At 72.2% G+C, this 15,796-nt stretch carries 15 protein-coding genes; 10 read left to right on the top strand and 5 right to left on the bottom strand.

The window, feature by feature from the left end; genetic code table 11:
* Nucleotides 1-2: 2 nt before the first annotated feature.
* Both ACIP5K_RS28520 and ACIP5K_RS28515 read right to left on the bottom strand, forming a co-directional pair.
* Nucleotides 3-794: a class I SAM-dependent methyltransferase gene (locus tag ACIP5K_RS28520; RefSeq protein ID WP_401414068.1), complete on the bottom strand. Its 792-nt coding sequence runs from the start codon at nucleotides 792-794 to the stop codon at nucleotides 3-5.
* A gap of 57 nt (nucleotides 795-851) precedes the next feature.
* Nucleotides 852-2,150 (bottom strand): phosphatase PAP2 family protein, encoded by a 1,299-nt coding sequence (locus ACIP5K_RS28515; protein WP_401414066.1) that lies wholly within the window; start codon nucleotides 2,148-2,150, stop codon nucleotides 852-854.
* 321 nt (nucleotides 2,151-2,471) lie between these two features.
* On the opposite strand from ACIP5K_RS28515, the gene ACIP5K_RS28510 reads away from it, so the two are divergent.
* Nucleotides 2,472-3,104: an RNA polymerase sigma factor gene (locus ACIP5K_RS28510; protein ID WP_401414208.1), complete on the top strand. Its 633-nt coding sequence runs from the start codon at nucleotides 2,472-2,474 to the stop codon at nucleotides 3,102-3,104.
* Entirely contained in the window at nucleotides 3,101-4,186 is a 1,086-nt protein-coding gene (locus ACIP5K_RS28505) for a CU044_5270 family protein (RefSeq protein ID WP_401414064.1), read from the top strand. The genes ACIP5K_RS28510 and ACIP5K_RS28505 overlap by 4 nt, the downstream gene beginning before the upstream one ends.
* A gap of 25 nt (nucleotides 4,187-4,211) precedes the next feature.
* Here the strand turns inward: ACIP5K_RS28505 and ACIP5K_RS28500 are convergent, their stop codons facing one another.
* Nucleotides 4,212-4,904, bottom strand: coding sequence for a glycerophosphodiester phosphodiesterase (locus tag ACIP5K_RS28500; RefSeq protein ID WP_401414063.1), 693 nt, complete (start codon nucleotides 4,902-4,904; stop codon nucleotides 4,212-4,214).
* Between the two features lie 30 nt (nucleotides 4,905-4,934).
* On the bottom strand, nucleotides 4,935-5,981 hold the full coding sequence (locus ACIP5K_RS28495) for an adenosine deaminase (RefSeq protein WP_401414061.1): 1,047 nt from the start codon (nucleotides 5,979-5,981) through the stop codon (nucleotides 4,935-4,937).
* A 379-nt stretch (nucleotides 5,982-6,360) separates the two neighbouring features.
* On the opposite strand from ACIP5K_RS28495, the gene ACIP5K_RS28490 reads away from it, so the two are divergent.
* The gene (locus tag ACIP5K_RS28490; protein WP_401414059.1) at nucleotides 6,361-7,026 is read left to right on the top strand and encodes a DUF4190 domain-containing protein; all 666 of its coding nucleotides are present in this window, start codon (nucleotides 6,361-6,363) and stop codon (nucleotides 7,024-7,026) included.
* An 86-nt stretch (nucleotides 7,027-7,112) separates the two neighbouring features.
* On the opposite strand, the gene ACIP5K_RS28485 is transcribed toward ACIP5K_RS28490, so the two are convergent.
* Nucleotides 7,113-7,661, bottom strand: coding sequence for an NADAR family protein (locus tag ACIP5K_RS28485; RefSeq protein WP_401414058.1), 549 nt, complete (start codon nucleotides 7,659-7,661; stop codon nucleotides 7,113-7,115).
* A gap of 218 nt (nucleotides 7,662-7,879) precedes the next feature.
* Between ACIP5K_RS28485 and ACIP5K_RS28480 the strand changes: the two genes are divergently transcribed.
* The 7 genes from ACIP5K_RS28480 (at nucleotide 7,880) to ACIP5K_RS28450 (ending at nucleotide 15,769) form a co-directional block, all read left to right on the top strand.
* Nucleotides 7,880-9,421, top strand: a complete 1,542-nt coding sequence (locus ACIP5K_RS28480) for a gamma-aminobutyraldehyde dehydrogenase (RefSeq protein ID WP_401414056.1) — start codon at nucleotides 7,880-7,882, stop codon at nucleotides 9,419-9,421.
* A gap of 71 nt (nucleotides 9,422-9,492) precedes the next feature.
* Nucleotides 9,493-10,752, top strand: coding sequence for a spermidine/putrescine ABC transporter substrate-binding protein (locus tag ACIP5K_RS28475; protein WP_401414054.1), 1,260 nt, complete (start codon nucleotides 9,493-9,495; stop codon nucleotides 10,750-10,752).
* A gap of 48 nt (nucleotides 10,753-10,800) precedes the next feature.
* Nucleotides 10,801-11,973, top strand: coding sequence for an ABC transporter ATP-binding protein (locus tag ACIP5K_RS28470; protein ID WP_401414052.1), 1,173 nt, complete (start codon nucleotides 10,801-10,803; stop codon nucleotides 11,971-11,973).
* Nucleotides 11,970-12,896 carry an ABC transporter permease gene (locus tag ACIP5K_RS28465; RefSeq protein WP_401414051.1) on the top strand — a complete coding sequence of 309 codons (927 nt, stop codon included), beginning with the start codon at nucleotides 11,970-11,972 and terminating at the stop codon, nucleotides 12,894-12,896. The genes ACIP5K_RS28470 and ACIP5K_RS28465 overlap by 4 nt, the downstream gene beginning before the upstream one ends.
* Nucleotides 12,896-13,693, top strand: a complete 798-nt coding sequence (locus tag ACIP5K_RS28460; protein WP_401414049.1) for an ABC transporter permease — start codon at nucleotides 12,896-12,898, stop codon at nucleotides 13,691-13,693. Before ACIP5K_RS28465 ends, ACIP5K_RS28460 begins: the two co-directional genes overlap by 1 nt.
* A 37-nt stretch (nucleotides 13,694-13,730) precedes the next feature.
* On the top strand, nucleotides 13,731-15,149 hold the full coding sequence (locus ACIP5K_RS28455; protein ID WP_401414046.1) for an NAD(P)/FAD-dependent oxidoreductase: 1,419 nt from the start codon (nucleotides 13,731-13,733) through the stop codon (nucleotides 15,147-15,149).
* 158 nt (nucleotides 15,150-15,307) lie between these two features.
* Complete coding sequence (locus ACIP5K_RS28450; RefSeq protein WP_401414044.1) at nucleotides 15,308-15,769, top strand: hypothetical protein; 462 nt, start codon at nucleotides 15,308-15,310, stop codon at nucleotides 15,767-15,769.
* Nucleotides 15,770-15,796: the final 27 nt, after the last annotated feature.

The raw sequence follows: 15,796 nt of genomic DNA, 5'->3' as shown, positions 1-15,796 counted from the left end.
GCTCAGCCCGGCTTGACCGCCCGGGTCGCGAAGTAGCCCGGCAGGTAGGCGGCGGAGGCGTTGGACTGGTGCGGCGCCTCCGCGAAGCCGGTGACGACGAACCCCGCGGCGAGCTGCCCGCCGATCTGCCCGGCGAGGGTGTGGCTGTACTCCAGGGCGGCGTCCGCGCCGAACTTCGCGGCCCGCTCCTCGGCGGAGTACCGCGCCACATCGCTGTAGGGCAGCCGATGCACGACGATCAGCTCGCCGCGCTCGTCGAGCGCCTCGTGGTCGAAGAGGTAGGCGTCGGGGTTGAGGAAGCCCACCAGCAGCGTGCCGCCCGGCCGCAGCACGCGGAAGCACTCGCGCCACATCGCGTCCAGGTCCGGGACGAACTGGTTGGAGACCGGCTGGAACACGACGTCGAACGCCGCGTCGCCGAAGGCGCCGAGGTCGCGCATGTCACCGAGGACGGTGCGCAGTTCGAGCCCGTCGCGGGCCGCCACCATCCGGTCCTGGCCGAGCTGGCGGGGCGAGTTGTCGAACACGGTGACCCGCGCCCCCGCGGCGGCGAGGACCGGACCCTGCTGGCCGCCGCCGGAGGCCAGGCACAGCACGTCGCTGCCGGTCAGGTCCGCCGGCAGCCAGGAGCGGTCGACCGGCTCGCGCCCGACGAGGACGACCGACCAGTCGCCCGTGCGGGCGCGCTCGACCACCTCGGTGCTCACCGGCCTCGACCACTCGTTGCCCTCGTGGACGTACCTGTCCCAGGCCGCCCGGTTGTGGGCGACCGGGTCCACCTCGTCGTGCCGCACGTTCAACTCCCTGCTCCGGTCGGGCGGACAACTCGCTGAGATCGCCGGGACGGCACCTCAGGCCGGTTCCGGTGCCGGTTCCGGCTGCGGCTCCGGCGCCCGGGGCTCGCGCTGGCGCGGCAGGGCCGGTCCCGGCTCCCAGGACCGGGTGGTGCGGACGAAGTACACGATCACCGAGGCCATCGCCAGCAGCAGCAGCGGGCCGGACAGCCACGGGTGGGCGGCCAGCTCGCGGGGCAGCAGCCGGTAGGCCGTCAGGAGCGCGGCGAAGACCACCGTGCCGTACGAGACCAGCCGGACCGCCGACAGGTCCCAGCCGCGGGCGAAGGCACGCATCGCCGCCTCGATCGTCAGCGCGAACACCACACCCGCGACCAGGTCCACCCCGTAGTGGTAGCCGAAGCCGAGGGTCGCGCTGAGCGTCGCCACCAGCCAGAACGCGCCCGCGTACCGCATGGGGCGCGCGCCCTTGCGGGTGTGGATGAACAGCGAGGTGGCCCAGGCCGTGTGCAGGCTGGGCATGCAGTTGCGCGGGGTGATCCCGTCGAACAGGACCGGGTGCGGCGTGCCGATCGCCGGGAGCACGTCGGGCCACCCGTGCGAGACGGCCCAGGCCCCGCCCTCGGCGCCGTACGCGTAGACCGGGCCGACGACCGGGAAGATCATGTAGATCGCGGGGCCGACGAGGCCGATGACCAGGAACGTACGCACCAGGTGGTGGGCCGGGAAGCGGCGTTCCGCCGCCACGTTGCGCAGCTGGTAGAGGCCCACCAGGGCGGCCGCGAGGGGGAGCTGACCGTAGACCAGGTCGAGGAGGTGGCTGCCGGCCGGCCCGATCGCCTCCAGGATCCGGCCCGCCACCCAGGACGGGTTGCCGAGCGCGTGGTCGGCGAGGGCCACGTACGGGTCGAGGACCTGCGGGTGCTCCTTGGCGGTGATGAGCAGCCAGGTGTCACCCGTCTTGTGGCCGAACACCAGCAGCATGCCCAGACCGCAGCCCTTGAGCAGCAGGGAGCGGTCCGCACCGGTGCGGCGCGTGAGGGCGACGACCGCGAGGCCGAGGACCACCCACAGCGCGCCGTTGCCGAAGTTCAGATCGGCGCCGACCAGCAGGCGCACGAGCAGGAACACGACGTCGACGGCGACCGCGGTGATTGCCGCGATCACGCGCTCGCGCCAGGTGAGCACCACCATCGCCAGCGCGAGCCCGGCGTACAGCAGCGGACCCGAGTGCGGGGCGAGGACCAGCTCCTGCGCCTCGACCGTCAGCGGGCCCGGCTGGCCGTAGCGGCGGGCCGCGAACTCCAGCGCGAGGAGGAACCCGGCGGTCGCCACCCCGGCCGCGGTCCACAGCACGAAGCGCGGGCGCCGCCACGGCGGTCCGGGGTGATCGGACGGGGGTATTCGAGAGGGTGAGGTCGTCAATGGTCCGGCTCATCGGGTGCGGGCGGCGGGCATGAGGTTCTGGTGAAGAACAGATGACGCAACGGGTCGTGACAGCTGGAACATGCTAGCCGCACAGGGTTCCGCCTGACAGGGTCGGCTCCGAACCGAGGGGCAGCTCAGCGGGGTGGGCGGCCGGCCGGCACGGACCCTCGGACACGGACATGGCGCAGATCACAGGAACTCCGCCGGGGCGGCGGAGAGGTGTTCGGTGTGAGCGACTCAGAGAACGATCTGCGCGGACGCGTACGGGCCGGGGAACGCGGTGCGTTCGCGGAGCTGTACGAGCAGTGCGCCCGGCCCGTGTACCAGCACGCCCTGTGGCTGACGGGGGACTGGTCGACGGCCGAGGACATCATGTCGGAGACGTTCCTGACCGCGTGGCGGGCACGGGAGCGGCTGCACGCCGAGGGCGGCTCCCTGCGCCCCTGGCTGCTGGGGATCGCCACCCACAAGGCGGAGAACGCCCGGCGCGGACGGCGCCGCCGCAGCGCCTTCCTCGCCCGGCAGCGGGAGACCGGGGTGGTCGCGGACTTCGCCCCCGAGACCGCCGCCCGCATCGACGACGCGCGCCGACTCGACGCCGTGCGCGACTCCCTCGACCGGCTGCGCCGCCCCGAGCGCGAGGTGCTCACCCTGTGCGTGTGGTCGGGCCTCGACTACCGGCAGACCGCCGAGGCCCTCGGGATCCCCGTCGGCACCGTGCGCTCGCGGCTGTCGCGGGCCCGGGCGAAGCTCGCCCGGTTCGCCGACGAGGAGCAGCGCCGGGAGAGGGCGCGGAAAGGACCGGAACCCGGCCCCGCCCGCGGAGAGATGACGGATGAAGCCGCACTCGCGGCCCTGCCCGTGAGGGAGGAAACGGCATGAACGACCGGAACGTGGACCACGAGCGCGGCGCCGCCGCACCGGGGGAGCGTGACAGCGACGTCGCGGAGATCGCGCGACTGCTGCCGGCCCCGGCCCGCCAGGACCTCTCCCGCGAGCAGTACCTCCGGCACGAGGAACGACTGATGCAGCGCATCGACCAGGACCGGCGCACCGACCAGGACCGGCACACCGCCCGCCCCCGCCCCGCCCGGCGCCTGCCGCGCCCCGCCCTCCTGGTGCCGCTGTCGGCGCTCGCCCTCGGCGCCGTGCTCGTCGCGGGTGTCGTCGTCGCGGGCGGCGACGACGCGCCCGCCACCACGGCGACCCGGCAGCACGGCACCGCCCGCACCCCGGCCGCGACGGCGCTGCTGGACCGGATCTCCCTCGCCGCGGGCAGGGGCGACGCGCTGGAGGTGCGGGACGACCAGTTCGTCTACGTCCGGTCCCGGACCACGGGCGCCGACCTGACCAGCGGCAAGGCGGTCGTCGGCCCCCTGGAGGAGACCGAGTCGTGGACCGCGCAGCAGCCGGGCCCGCTGCACCGGCTCGGGATCACCAGGACCGACGGCCGGACGCTTCCCGTCAACGCCGAGCTGGGCGACACCCACGGCACCCCCGCCGGTCTCAGCCGCCCCACCTACACCTGGCTGGCCTCCCTGCCCACCGACCCCGACAAGCTGCTCGCCTACCTGTACGCCAAGACGCCGAAGTTCCGCGGCGAGGAGCGGGACCAGGCCGTCTTCGACCAGATCGGTTCCCTGGTCGGCACGGTGATGCCGCCGAGGACGGCCGCCGCGCTCTACCGGGCGGCGGCGCGGATCCCCGGCGTCGCGGAGGCGCCCGGCGCCCGGGACGCCATCGGCCGCAAGGGCGTCGGCATCTCCCGCGACGACACGACCTTCGGCACCCGTACCGAGTGGGTCTTCGACAAGGAGGACCTGGCCTTCCTCGGCTCGCGCAGCTACCTGTTCCGGGACACCCGCTACGGCAGGGCGGGCACCCTCATGTCCAGCGACGCCGTGCTCGCCCAGGGGGTGGTCGACAAGGCCGGGCAGTCGCCCACCGGGTCGGCGCGGGGCTGACGCAGCGTCGGCCGGGTCGGCCGGGTCAGGCGGCGGCGCCGCGCAGCCCGGCCAGGACGTCGATGCGGTTCGTGGTGATCGAGTCGACGCCGAGACCGAGGAGCCGGCGCATCGAGGACCGGGTGTCGGGGGTCCAGACCGAGACGAGCAGGCCGTCGCGGTGGATGCGGGCCGCGAGGTCCCGGTCGATCAGGGAGAAGCGGTAGTTGAGCCAGCGCGGGCGGACCGCGGCGAGCAGGGCCGGGCGCGGCGGGGCCAGGATCGTCCAGGTCAGGGCGATCTCGGCGGCCGGGTCGGCGGCCCGCACCGTGAGCATCGTCCGCGCGCCCGCGCAGTAGTAGACGCGGTCCTCGGCACCGGCGTCGCGGATGGTGCCGACGACCGTGCGGACCGCCCTCTCGGTCGCGCCGGGCAGGTCGACCATCAGCCGGGCGCCGGTGCCGGCCGTCGCGGCCAGCGCCTCGGCCAGGGTGGGCACGCCGCCCGCCGTCACCTCGCGCACCTCCGTGGCGGAGAGCGCGGACAGCGGGCGGTCGTGGCCCCAGAGCCGCTTCAGCGTGGCGTCGTGCAGCAGGACGGGCACGCCGTCGCGCGTCGGGCGTACGTCGACCTCCACCGCGTCCGCGCCGCGGTCCAGCGCGGAGCGCAGGGACGGCAGGGTGTTCTCGCGGACGCGGTAGGGGTCGCCTCGGTGGGCCACGGCAGTCACGGTGCGCATGGGCCCATTCTGGCGTCCCGGGAGGCGGCGCTACGCGTTCGCGAGCCAGTCGCGCGTGTACGCGTCGATCTCACCGGCGATCCGGGCCTTGCCCGCCGCGTCGAGGAACGAGGCGTGCACCGCGTTCTTGGCGAGCTCGGCGACGCCCCGCTCGTCGAGGTCGAGGAGGCGGGCGGCGACCTCGTACTCGGTGTTGAGGTCGGTGGCGAACATCGGCGGGTCGTCGGAGTTGATGGTGACGCTCACGCCCGCGTCGACGAACTGCCGCAGCGGGTGCTCGTCGAGGGTGCGCACGGCGCGCGTGGCGATGTTCGAGGTCGGGCAGACCTCCAGCGGGATGCCGTGCTCGGCGAGGTGCGCGAGCAGCTTCGGGTCCCGGGCGGCGGAGGTGCCGTGCCCGATGCGCTCGGCGCGCAGTGCGGTCAGGGCGTCCCAGACGGTCTCCGGGCCGGTCGTCTCGCCGGCGTGCGGGACCGAGTGCAGACCGGCCGCGATCGCCCGGTCGAAGTACGGCTTGAACTGCGGGCGCGGGACGCCGATCTCGGGTCCGCCGAGGCCGAACGAGACCAGGCCCTCGGGGCGCAGCCGGTCGTCCGTGGCCAGCCGCACCGTCTCCTCGGCCGACTCGAGGCCCGCCTCGCCGGGGATGTCGAAGCACCAGCGCAGGACCGTGCCGAACTCCGCCTCGGCCGCCTTGCGGGCGTCCTCGATCGCGTCCATGAACGCGCGGGCGTCGATGCCGCGCCGGGTCGACGAGAAGGGGGTGATGGTCAGTTCCGCGTACCGCACGTTCTGCCGGGCCATGTCGCGGGCCACCTCGAAGGTGAGCAGCCGGACGTCCTCCGGGGTGCGGATCACGTCCACGACGGACAGGTAGACCTGGATGAAGTGGGCGAAGTCCTTGAAGGTGAAGAACTCCGTGAGCTTGTCGAGGTCCGCCGGGACCCCCGCGTCGGGGTGCCGGGCGGCCAGCTCCGACACGATCCTGGGAGAGGCCGAACCCACGTGGTGGACGTGGAGTTCGGCCTTCGGCAGTCCGGCGACGAAGGTCTGAAGGGTCTTGCTCTCGGAGCTCACGGATTCCTCCCCAGGAACTCGGGTGATCGGCTGATCGGGGTCCCGGGCATCGTATGCGGCCGCCCCGCACGCTCCGGCCGGACCTCCGCACGAGCCGCGGGACCGAGGCGGACCGGGACCTGCCAGGTGCGGCGAGCGGGCCACGGCCTGGGGCCTGCCCGGCGGATCTTGTCGCGGGCGCGGGGTCCGGCACGCCGACCTGCGGCGTTGTCGTCGGTTGCCAACGCTCCGCGTTGACGCCCTCCTCCGCCTTGCATCTCGACGCACCGGACCCCGCTCACCAGCACAGAAGCGCGCGGGCCACCCGACTGCGACCTGATCCGCCGAACAGGCCCTAGCATGTCGGGCGGAAGCCAGCAGACGACGGAGGGGGCCCGCCATGGCCGGCGGCAGCACACCGCAGGACCGCGACCCCTGGGCCCCGCCGCAGGACGTGTCCCTCGCGAAGGCCGGGGACACGCCGCCGGACCTGCACGACCGGCAGACCGTGACGTCGGTGCCGCTGGTCCCCGGACCGCAGACGCCCCCGCCGCCGCAGCCCGCCCCGGGCCCGTACGCGGCCCCGCCCGCCCCGGGCCCGTACGCACCGCCGGCCGCGCCGCGCGAGCAGGGCCCGGTGCCGCCGCCGCCCCTCGCGCCCGACGGCCCCGGCCTGCCGCCCTACGGCGCCCAGCCCGGTCCGCAGTACGGCTACCCGGGACCGCAGTACGGGTATCCCGGACCGCAGTACGGGTATCCCGGTCCGCAGGCCCCGCAGCATCCCCAGCAGTACGGGTACTGGCCGGGAGCGCTGCCCGCGCAGCCCAGCAACGGGCTGGGGATCGCCGGGATGGTCCTCGGCATCGTCGCGGCCGTGCTGTTCCTGATGTGGCCCATCGCCCTGATCTGCGGCGTCCTCGGCATCATCTTCGGCGCCATGGGCCGCGCCAGGGTCCGGCGCGGCGAGGCCACCAACCCGGGGCAGGCGCTCACCGGCATCATCTGCGGCGCGGCCGGGGCGGCGCTGGCCGTCGGCTTCGTCGTGCTGGTCGTCGCCAGCTCCTAGGCCGCCTTCGAGCCCCGGCCCGGTCGGCCCACGGCACCCGGCCACGGAAGCGGGCGCCACGGCACCAGCCGCCCGCACCGCCCGTCTCAGCGCAACCGCGCCCGCGCCGCCATCAGCGCGAAGCCCAGCAGATTGGGCCCCCGCCACCGCTCCGGGTCCTGGGCCGCCGGGTCGTCGGCCGTCAGGCCGATGCCCCACACCCGGTCCACGGGGCTGGCCTCGACCAGCACCCGCTCGCCCGTGGCCAGCAGGAACGCCCGCAGCGCCGGGTCCGAGGCGAACTTGTGCACGCTGCCCTCGGTGACGATGCCGAGCCGCTCCCGCTCCCACACGGCGTCGTCGAAGCCGCGCACCAGCCGCCCCGCCGTCTTGGCCTGCGACGGATGACCGGCTCCGAGCGCCTTCCGCTCCGCCTCGACGTCACCGAACAGCCGGGCCTTGGCCGTCATCATCCAGTGCTCGGCCGTCGCGTACCGCACCCCGTCCACCGTGAACGGCGACGGCCACCACTGGCTCAGACAGCTCGCCCCCAGCGTGCCGTCCGCCCGCGGCGCGTGCCCCCAGAAGTGCAGGAACTTCACCCGGGCCCCCGCCCGCACGGCCGCCACCAGGGATTCCCTGCTCTCGATCGCCATGCACGGGAGTTTGGCACGCACCACTGACACTCCGTCCTGGGTTTTCCAGGTGGACTCGACACCTGGTCGACAGATTCCGTCGCGTAACCAAAAGGCAACAACGGAATCACTTGTTGGAGTAGGAGGGCTCTGTCAGGATCGGCACTCAAATCGAGCTGGAGCCACGCCGGGGCCCGTGGGACGGGACGCCTGGCGGAGGAGAGCGAGAGCGAGCACTCATGCACCACCCCACCTCGGACACCCCCCTCTCGGCCGCGTCCGTCACCGCCGCCGTGCAAGAACGGTTCGCCGCCGGTGCGAACCACATCGCGGGCCGCCTCACCAAGGGCACTTCCGGCCACACCCAGGCGATCGTCGACCCGGCCACCGGCGCCGAGGTCCTCACGTACGAACTGGCGGGCCCGGACGACGTGGACGCCGCCGTCGCCGCGGCCCGGGCCGCCTTCCCCGGCTGGTCGGGCCTGACCCCGGGCGAGCGCTCCGACGCCATGCACCGGTTCGCGGCCGTGCTCGGCGAGTGGGCCGAGGAGTTCGCCCGGTACGAGTCGTTGCAGTGCGGCAAGCCGATCAAGCTCAGCCGCGAGTTCGACGTGCCGGGCACCGTCGACAACACCGCCTTCTTCGCGGGTGCCGCCCGGCACCTCCAGGGCCAGTCCGCGGGGGAGTACAGCGGCGACCACACCTCGTACGTACGGCGTGAGCCGATCGGTGTCGTCGGCTCCATCGCGCCCTGGAACTACCCGCTCCAGATGGCCGCCTGGAAGGTCCTGCCGGCCATCGCCGCGGGCAACACCATCGTCCTGAAGCCCGCCGAGACGACCCCCCTCACCTCCCTGCTGTTCGCCGAGGCCGCCGTCGCCGCCGGGCTGCCCGAGGGCGTCGTCAACGTGGTCAGCGGCGCGGGCCGGGACGCCGGGGAACACCTCGTCGGCCACCCCGACGTCGCCATGACCTCCTTCACCGGCTCGACCGGCGTCGGCAAGCGCGTCGCCGAGATCGCCACCGCGACCGTCAAGCGCCTCCACCTGGAGCTGGGCGGCAAGGCCCCGTTCCTCGTGTTCGACGACGCCGACCTCGACGCCGCTGTGCACGGCGCCGTCGCCGGCGCGCTCATCAACACCGGCCAGGACTGCACCGCGGCCACGCGCGCGTACGTGCAACGCCCGCTCTACGACGCGTTCGTCGAGAAGACCGCCGCCCTCATGGAGACCGTCCGGCTCGGCGACCCCTTCGCCGACGGCACCGACCTCGGACCGCTCATCTCGCACGCCCAGCGCGACCGCGTCGCCGGATTCGTCGACCGGGCGCGCGGCTACGCGCGCGTGGTCACCGGCGGCGAGGCCCCCGACCACCCCGGCGCCTACTACCGGCCGACCCTCGTCGCCGACGCCCCGCAGGACAGCGAGATCGTCCAGTCGGAGATCTTCGGCCCGGTCCTGGTCGTGCTGCCCTTCGACAGCGACGACGAGGGACTGGCGCTGGCCAACGACACCCCCTACGGACTCGCCGCCTCCGCCTGGTCGACCAACGTCTTCCGCGCCAACCGCGCCACCCGGGAGATCAAGGCCGGCTGCGTCTGGGTCAACGACCACATCCCGATCCTCAGCGAGATGCCCCACGGCGGCTACAAGGCATCCGGCTTCGGCAAGGACATGTCCGCCTACTCCTTCGAGGAGTACACGCAGATCAAGCACGTCATGTTCGACAACACCGCGGTCGTCCGCAAGGACTGGCACCGCACCGTCTTCGGGGACCGATAGCCACCGGGCCGCCTGACCCGCGGCCGCACTCCACCTTCCCGCAAGGGACTCCCGAAAGGGCAACCACGCGCATGGAGCAGTACGAGCCCGACCGCCCGTCCCCGGCCCAACTGGCCGCCATCAGGCGCAGCCTGCGCACCGGCAGGGCGGCGGCGCCCCTGGCCCGCCGCTCCCTCCTGCGCGCCTCGGCGGGCGGCGCGCTCGCCGTCGGCGGGCTCGGTGCGCTCAGCGCCTGCGGCATCCCCGCCGCGAGCAAGTCCTCGGGCGGCGTCTCGTCCGAGGACCACTCGGCCAAGGAGAAGAAGGTCAACTTCTCCAACTGGACGGAGTACATCGACCTCAGCAAGGACAAGAAGCACCACCCGAGCCTGGACGCGTTCGCCCGCCGCACCGGGATCACCGTCAAGTACACCGAGGACATCAACGACAACGTCGAGTTCTTCGGCAAGATCAAGCCGCAGCTCGCGGCGGGCCAGGACACCGGGCGCGACATCATCGTCCTCACCGACTGGCTCGCCGCCCGCCTCATCCGCTACGGCTGGGTGCAGAAGCTCGACGCGTCGCACCTGCCGCACGCCTTCTCCAACCTGGCCACCCAGTTCCGCGACCCCGACTGGGACCCGGGACGCGCCTACTCCTACCCCTGGCAGGGCATCGCCACGGTCATCGCGTACAACGTGAAGGCGACCGGCGGCAAGGAGATCACCTCCGTCTCCCAGCTCCTGGACGACTCCGCCCTCAAGGGCAAGGTCGGCCTGCTGTCCGAGATGCGCGACACCATCGGCATGACGCTCCTGGACCTCGGCAAGGACCCCCGCGACTTCAGGACCGACGACTTCGACGCCGCCGTCGCCCGCATCCAGAAGGCCGTCGACAACAAGCAGGTGCGCCGCTTCACCGGCAACGACTACATCGCCGACCTCAACCAGGGCGACCTCGCCGCCTGTCTCGCCTGGGCCGGCGACGTCGTCCAGCTCCAGGCCGACAACCCCGACGTGCGGTTCGCGATACCGGACGCCGGCTACATCACGTCGACCGACAACATGCTGATCCCCAACAAGGCGCGTCACAAGACGAACGCCGAGCGGCTCATGGACTACTTCTACGAGCCCGCCGTCGGCGCCGAACTCGCCGACGCGATCAACTACGTCACCCCGCTGGAGAGCACCGTCGTCAAGCCGGAGCTGGCCAAGCTCGACAAGGACGCGGCCGACGACCCGCTGATCGTCCCCGACAAGGCGATGTCGGCCAAGGCGCACGGCTTCCGCTCGCTGAGCGCCAAGGAAGAGACGTCGTACGAGCAGAAGTTCGCCCAGCTCACCGGCGGCTGAACCGGTGCCCGCTGCCCACCCCTTCCTCCGGACTCCCTTGGACTCACCATGACGACGCAACCCCACAGCGACCACGGCGGCGACGTACGCCTCACCGGCATCAGCAAGACCTACGACAACGGCTTCACGGCCGTCCAGCCGCTCGACCTCACCGTCCCGCAGGGCTCCTTCTTCGCCCTCCTCGGCGCCTCCGGCTGCGGCAAGACCACCACCCTGCGCATGATCGCGGGCCTGGAGGAGCCGACCACCGGCACCGTGCTCCTCGGCGACCAGGACGTCACGAACCTGCCGCCCTACAAGCGGCCCGTGAACACGGTCTTCCAGTCGTACGCGCTCTTCCCGCACCTCGACATCTTCGAGAACGTCGCCTTCGGCCTGCGCCGCCGCGGCATCAAGTCGGTGAAGAAGCAGGTCGAGGACATGCTCGACCTGGTCCAGCTCGGCGAGCACAAGCGCAAGAAGCCGCACCAGCTCTCCGGCGGCCAGCAGCAGCGCGTCGCCGTCGCCCGCGCCCTCATCAACCACCCCAAGGTGCTGCTGCTCGACGAGCCGCTCGGCGCCCTCGACCTCAAACTGCGCCGCCAGATGCAGCTGGAGCTCAAGCGCATCCAGACCGAGGTCGGCATCACCTTCATCCACGTCACGCACGACCAGGAGGAGGCCATGACCATGGCCGACACCGTCGCCGTGATGAACGCGGGACGCGTCGAACAGCTCGGCGCCCCCACCGACCTGTACGAGAACCCGGGCTCCACGTTCGTCGCCAACTTCCTCGGCACCTCGAACTTCATCGAGGCCGAGATCGCGGGCCGGGCCGGCGACGACCTCACGCTGCGGGCCGGCGACGGCAAGCTCGTGCTGCCCGGCGCGCGATGTTCCACCGCCTCCACCGCCGTCGGCGACAAGGTCCTGCTCGGGGTGCGCCCCGAGAAGATCTCCCTCACCCACGCCGACGACGCCGCGGAGATCCCCGACGGCCGCAACCGGATCACCGGCCGGATCGCCGACTCCTCCTTCATCGGCGTCTCCACGCAGTACGTCGTCGACAGCCCGCTCTGCGACGCCTTCGAGGTCTACGCCCAGAACATCGAGCGGGACGCCCGGCTCGTGCCCGGCGCCGACGTCGTCCTGCACTGGAACCCGGCGCACACCTTCGGCCTCGACGCCGCCCAGGACGCCGGGGCGGGCGTGGAGAAGGTCTCGGAGGACGCGAGCGCATGAGCACGACACTCACCGAGGCACCGCCCGAGGCGGCGGAGCCGGCCCCCCGCAAGCCCCGCAGGCGCGGCCGCCTCGTCCCGTACTGGCTGCTGCTGCCCGGCATGCTCTGGCTGATCGTCTTCTTCGCGCTGCCGATGATCTACCAGGCCTCCACCTCCGTGCAGCAGGGGTCGCTGGAGGACGGCTACACCGTCACCTGGCACTTCGCCACCTACTGGGACGCGCTGTCCGAGTACTGGCCGCAGTTCCTGCGCTCCGTGCTGTACGCGGGTCTCGCCACGATCCTGTGCCTGCTGCTCGGCTACCCGCTGGCCTACCTCATCGCGTTCCGCGCGGGCCGCTGGCGCAACGTCATCATGGTCCTGGTGATCGCCCCGTTCTTCACCAGCTTCCTGATCCGCACGCTGGCCTGGAAGACGATCCTCGCGGACAACGGCGTCGTGGTGAGCACCCTCAACTCGCTGCACCTGCTCGACGTCACCACCTGGCTCGGGATGACCGACGGCGACCGGGTCCTCGCCACCCCGCTCGCCGTGGTCTGCGGACTCACGTACAACTTCCTGCCGTTCATGGTGCTGCCGCTCTACACCTCGCTGGAGCGGATCGACGGACGGCTGCACGAGGCGGCGGGCGACCTGTACGCGTCGCCGGTGACCACCTTCCGCAAGGTGACCTTCCCGCTGTCCATGCCGGGCGTCGTCTCCGGCACGCTGCTCACCTTCATCCCGGCGACCGGCGACTACGTCAACGCGGACCTGCTCGGCTCCACCGACACCCGCATGGTCGGCAACGTCATCCAGACCCAGTTCCTGCGCATCCTCGACTATCCGACGGCGGCGGCGCTCTCCTTCATCCTCATGGCGGCCATTCTCTTCATGGTCACCTTCTACATTCGCCGTTCCGGAACGGAGGACCTGGTCTGATGCCCTTCGTACGCTGGATACGCCGCAATGTGGTGGTCATCGCGGGCCTGCTCACGCTCGCCTATCTCCTCCTGCCGAACGTCGTCGTCACGGTCTTCTCCTTCAACAGGCCGAAGGGCCGCTTCAATTACGAGTGGCAGGACTTCTCGCTCGACGCCTGGAAGAATCCGTGCGGGGTCGCCGACATGTGCGGCTCGCTCTCGCTGAGCCTCCAGATCGCCTTCTGGGCGACGCTCGGCGCGACCGCGCTCGGCACGATGATCGCCTTCGCGCTGGTGCGCTACCGCTTCCGGGCCCGCGGCGCCGTGAACTCGCTGATCTTCCTGCCGATGGCGATGCCGGAGGTCGTGATGGCCGCCTCGCTGCTCACGCTCTTCCTCAACATGGGCGCTCAGCTGGGCTTCTGGACGATCCTCATCGCCCACATCATGTTCTGCCTGAGCTTCGTGGTGACGGCCGTCAAGGCGCGCGTGATGTCGATGGACCCGCGCCTGGAGCAGGCCGCGCAGGACCTGTACGCCGGTCCGGTGCAGACCTTCCTGCGGGTGACGCTGCCCATCGCCGCCCCCGGGATCGCGGCGGGCGCCCTGCTCGCCTTCGCGCTCTCCTTCGACGACTTCATCATCACGAATTTCAACGCGGGCTCGACCGTGACCTTCCCCATGTTCGTGTGGGGATCGGCGCAACGCGGTACGCCCGTTCAGATCAATGTCATCGGTACGGCCATGTTCCTGGTCGCCGTACTGTGCGTGCTCGTCGGAATGATGGCCGGCAAGCGCAAGAACAAGAGCTCCTGAACCACAGGACTCTCGGATTTCTGAGGGAGTTGGAATCATGGCCGCACGTGCCATGAATCGCTGGACCGCGGCACTGGCCGACGCCAAGCCGGTCGCCTACTGGCTCGACGACCCGGGCCGCCCCGGGGCCCGCCCCGCCCTCACCGGCGACGAGACGTGCGACCTGCTGGTCGTGGGCGGCGGCTACAGCGGACTGTGGACGGCCCTGATCGCCAAGGAGCGCGACCCCGGCCGCGACGTCGTCCTCGTCGAGGGCCGGGAGATCGGCTGGGCCGCCTCCGGCCGCAACGGCGGATTCTGCGCCGCCTCCCTCACGCACGGCACGGCCAACGGCCTGGCCCGCTGGCCCAAGGAGATCAAGAAGCTGGAGGAGCTGGGCGCCGCCAACCTCGACGCCATCGAGGCGGCGGTCGCCCGCTACTCCATGGACTGCGACTTCGAGCGCACCGGCGAGCTGGACGTGGCGACCCAGCCGCACCAGGTCACCGAACTGCGCGAGTTCTACGAGGAACTGGCCGGGGCCGGCCTCACCGACGGCCTGGAGCTCCTCGACGCCGGGCAGACCCGCGAGCAGGTGAACTCGCCGACGTTCCGGGGCGCGCTTTTCGACCGCGACGGCGTCGCCATGCTCCACCCGGCCAAGCTCGCCTGGGGCCTCAAGCAGGCGTGCCTCGACCTCGGCGTGCGCGTCTACGAGCACACCCCCGCGACGGGGCTCGCCTCGAACGGCGCGGGCGTCGCCGTCCGCACCCCCTACGGCCGGGTCTTCGCCCGGCAGGCCGCGCTCGGCACGAACGTCTTCCCGTCGCTGGTCAAGCGGGTCCGCCCGTACACGGTCCCGGTCTACGACTACGCGCTGATGACCGAGCCGCTGACGGCCGGCCAGCTGGCGGAGATCGGCTGGAAGAACCGCCAGGGCCTCGGCGACAGCGCCAACCAGTTCCACTACTTCCGGCTGTCGGCCGACAACCGGATCCTGTGGGGCGGCTACGACGCGATCTACCCCTACGGCGGCCGGGTCCGCGCGGAGCACGACCACCGCCCGGAGACGTACGCGAAGCTCGCCGGCCACTTCTTCACCTGCTTCCCGCAGCTGGAGGGCCTGCGCTTCACCCACGCGTGGGGCGGCGCGATCGACACCTGCTCGCGCTTCTCGGCGTTCTTCGGCACCGCGCACGCGGGCAGGGTGGCGTACGCGGCCGGGTACACCGGGCTCGGCGTCGGCGCGACGCGCTTCGGCGCGGACGTGATGCTCGACCTGCTGTCGGGGGAGCGCACCGAGCGCACGGAGCTGGAGATGGTCCGCTCCAAGCCGCTGCCGTTCCCGCCCGAGCCGTTCGCCTACACCGGGATCGCGCTCACCAAGTGGGCGCTGGCCTGCGCCGACGACAACGGCGGGCGGCGCAACCTGTGGCTGCGGACCATGGACACGCTGGGTCTCGGCTTCGACAGCTGAGGCCCGGCGCCTGGCCCCGGCCGGGCCGGCGTACGCCCAGGTCACCCCCTGTGACCCGGCTCACTACCAACAAGTAGCCCGAAGTCGCGTAATGCTCGGGCCCCCACCTCCCTCTCGCTCGTGACCCATTGAAGTCGAAGCGAGAGGGAGGTCCCGCCATGACTGGCTCAGGCGCGGCTAAGTCGGCGGTCGAGTGGCTGGTGTCGGTGGCGCCGGATCCCGAGGCGTGCCGCTGGGAGTGGGAGCGCAATCCGCTCGGGGTGGCGCTGCTGCCCGCGGGCCGGGAGTGGGACGTGCTGATCCTGCCGGGGGAGCTCGGATACCCCACGCTCGACGTCCTCACCCGGGTCATCGACCGCCCCGGCCCCGTCCTGGCGGACTTCGGGGACGCCCGGATGGGCTTCTTCGTGCCCGCGGGCACCGTCGCGCGCTGGCTCGGCACGGGGGTGCGCGGCGCGGGCCACGGCACCTGGATCGTGGTCCCCTACCCGGGCCGGACCACCGGCGGCGTGCGCTGGCTGGTGCCCCCGGACGGCCGGGGCACGCTGACCGATCCGGCGCTCCTCGAACTCGCCATGCACGAGGCCGCGGCCCAACTGGCCCGGGAATCGGGGGAGTAGCCGGGCACAAGTCGATCTCGGGGCGCA

The organism is Streptomyces sp. NPDC088785 (assembly GCF_044750685.1).
GTDB lineage: Bacteria > Actinomycetota > Actinomycetes > Streptomycetales > Streptomycetaceae > Streptomyces.
Note: the sequence above shows the minus strand (reverse complement) of the source record. Positions and strands in the feature narration are given on the sequence as shown.

Excerpts from the sequence above, each read along its gene's own strand:
- ACIP5K_RS28460 (WP_401414049.1), top strand. The coding sequence starts at position 12,896 with ATGCCCTTCGTACGCTGGATACGCCGCAATGTGGTGGTCATCGCGGGC.
- ACIP5K_RS28465 (WP_401414051.1), top strand. The coding sequence starts at position 11,970 with ATGAGCACGACACTCACCGAGGCACCGCCCGAGGCGGCGGAGCCGGCC.
- ACIP5K_RS28475 (WP_401414054.1), top strand. The coding sequence starts at position 9,493 with ATGGAGCAGTACGAGCCCGACCGCCCGTCCCCGGCCCAACTGGCCGCC.
- ACIP5K_RS28470 (WP_401414052.1), top strand. The coding sequence starts at position 10,801 with ATGACGACGCAACCCCACAGCGACCACGGCGGCGACGTACGCCTCACC.
- ACIP5K_RS28485 (WP_401414058.1), bottom strand. The coding sequence starts at position 7,661 with ATGGCGATCGAGAGCAGGGAATCCCTGGTGGCGGCCGTGCGGGCGGGG.
- ACIP5K_RS28455 (WP_401414046.1), top strand. The coding sequence starts at position 13,731 with ATGGCCGCACGTGCCATGAATCGCTGGACCGCGGCACTGGCCGACGCC.
- ACIP5K_RS28490 (WP_401414059.1), top strand. The coding sequence starts at position 6,361 with ATGGCCGGCGGCAGCACACCGCAGGACCGCGACCCCTGGGCCCCGCCG.
- ACIP5K_RS28450 (WP_401414044.1), top strand. The coding sequence starts at position 15,308 with ATGACTGGCTCAGGCGCGGCTAAGTCGGCGGTCGAGTGGCTGGTGTCG.
- ACIP5K_RS28500 (WP_401414063.1), bottom strand. The coding sequence starts at position 4,904 with ATGCGCACCGTGACTGCCGTGGCCCACCGAGGCGACCCCTACCGCGTC.
- ACIP5K_RS28505 (WP_401414064.1), top strand. The coding sequence starts at position 3,101 with ATGAACGACCGGAACGTGGACCACGAGCGCGGCGCCGCCGCACCGGGG.
- ACIP5K_RS28480 (WP_401414056.1), top strand. The coding sequence starts at position 7,880 with ATGCACCACCCCACCTCGGACACCCCCCTCTCGGCCGCGTCCGTCACC.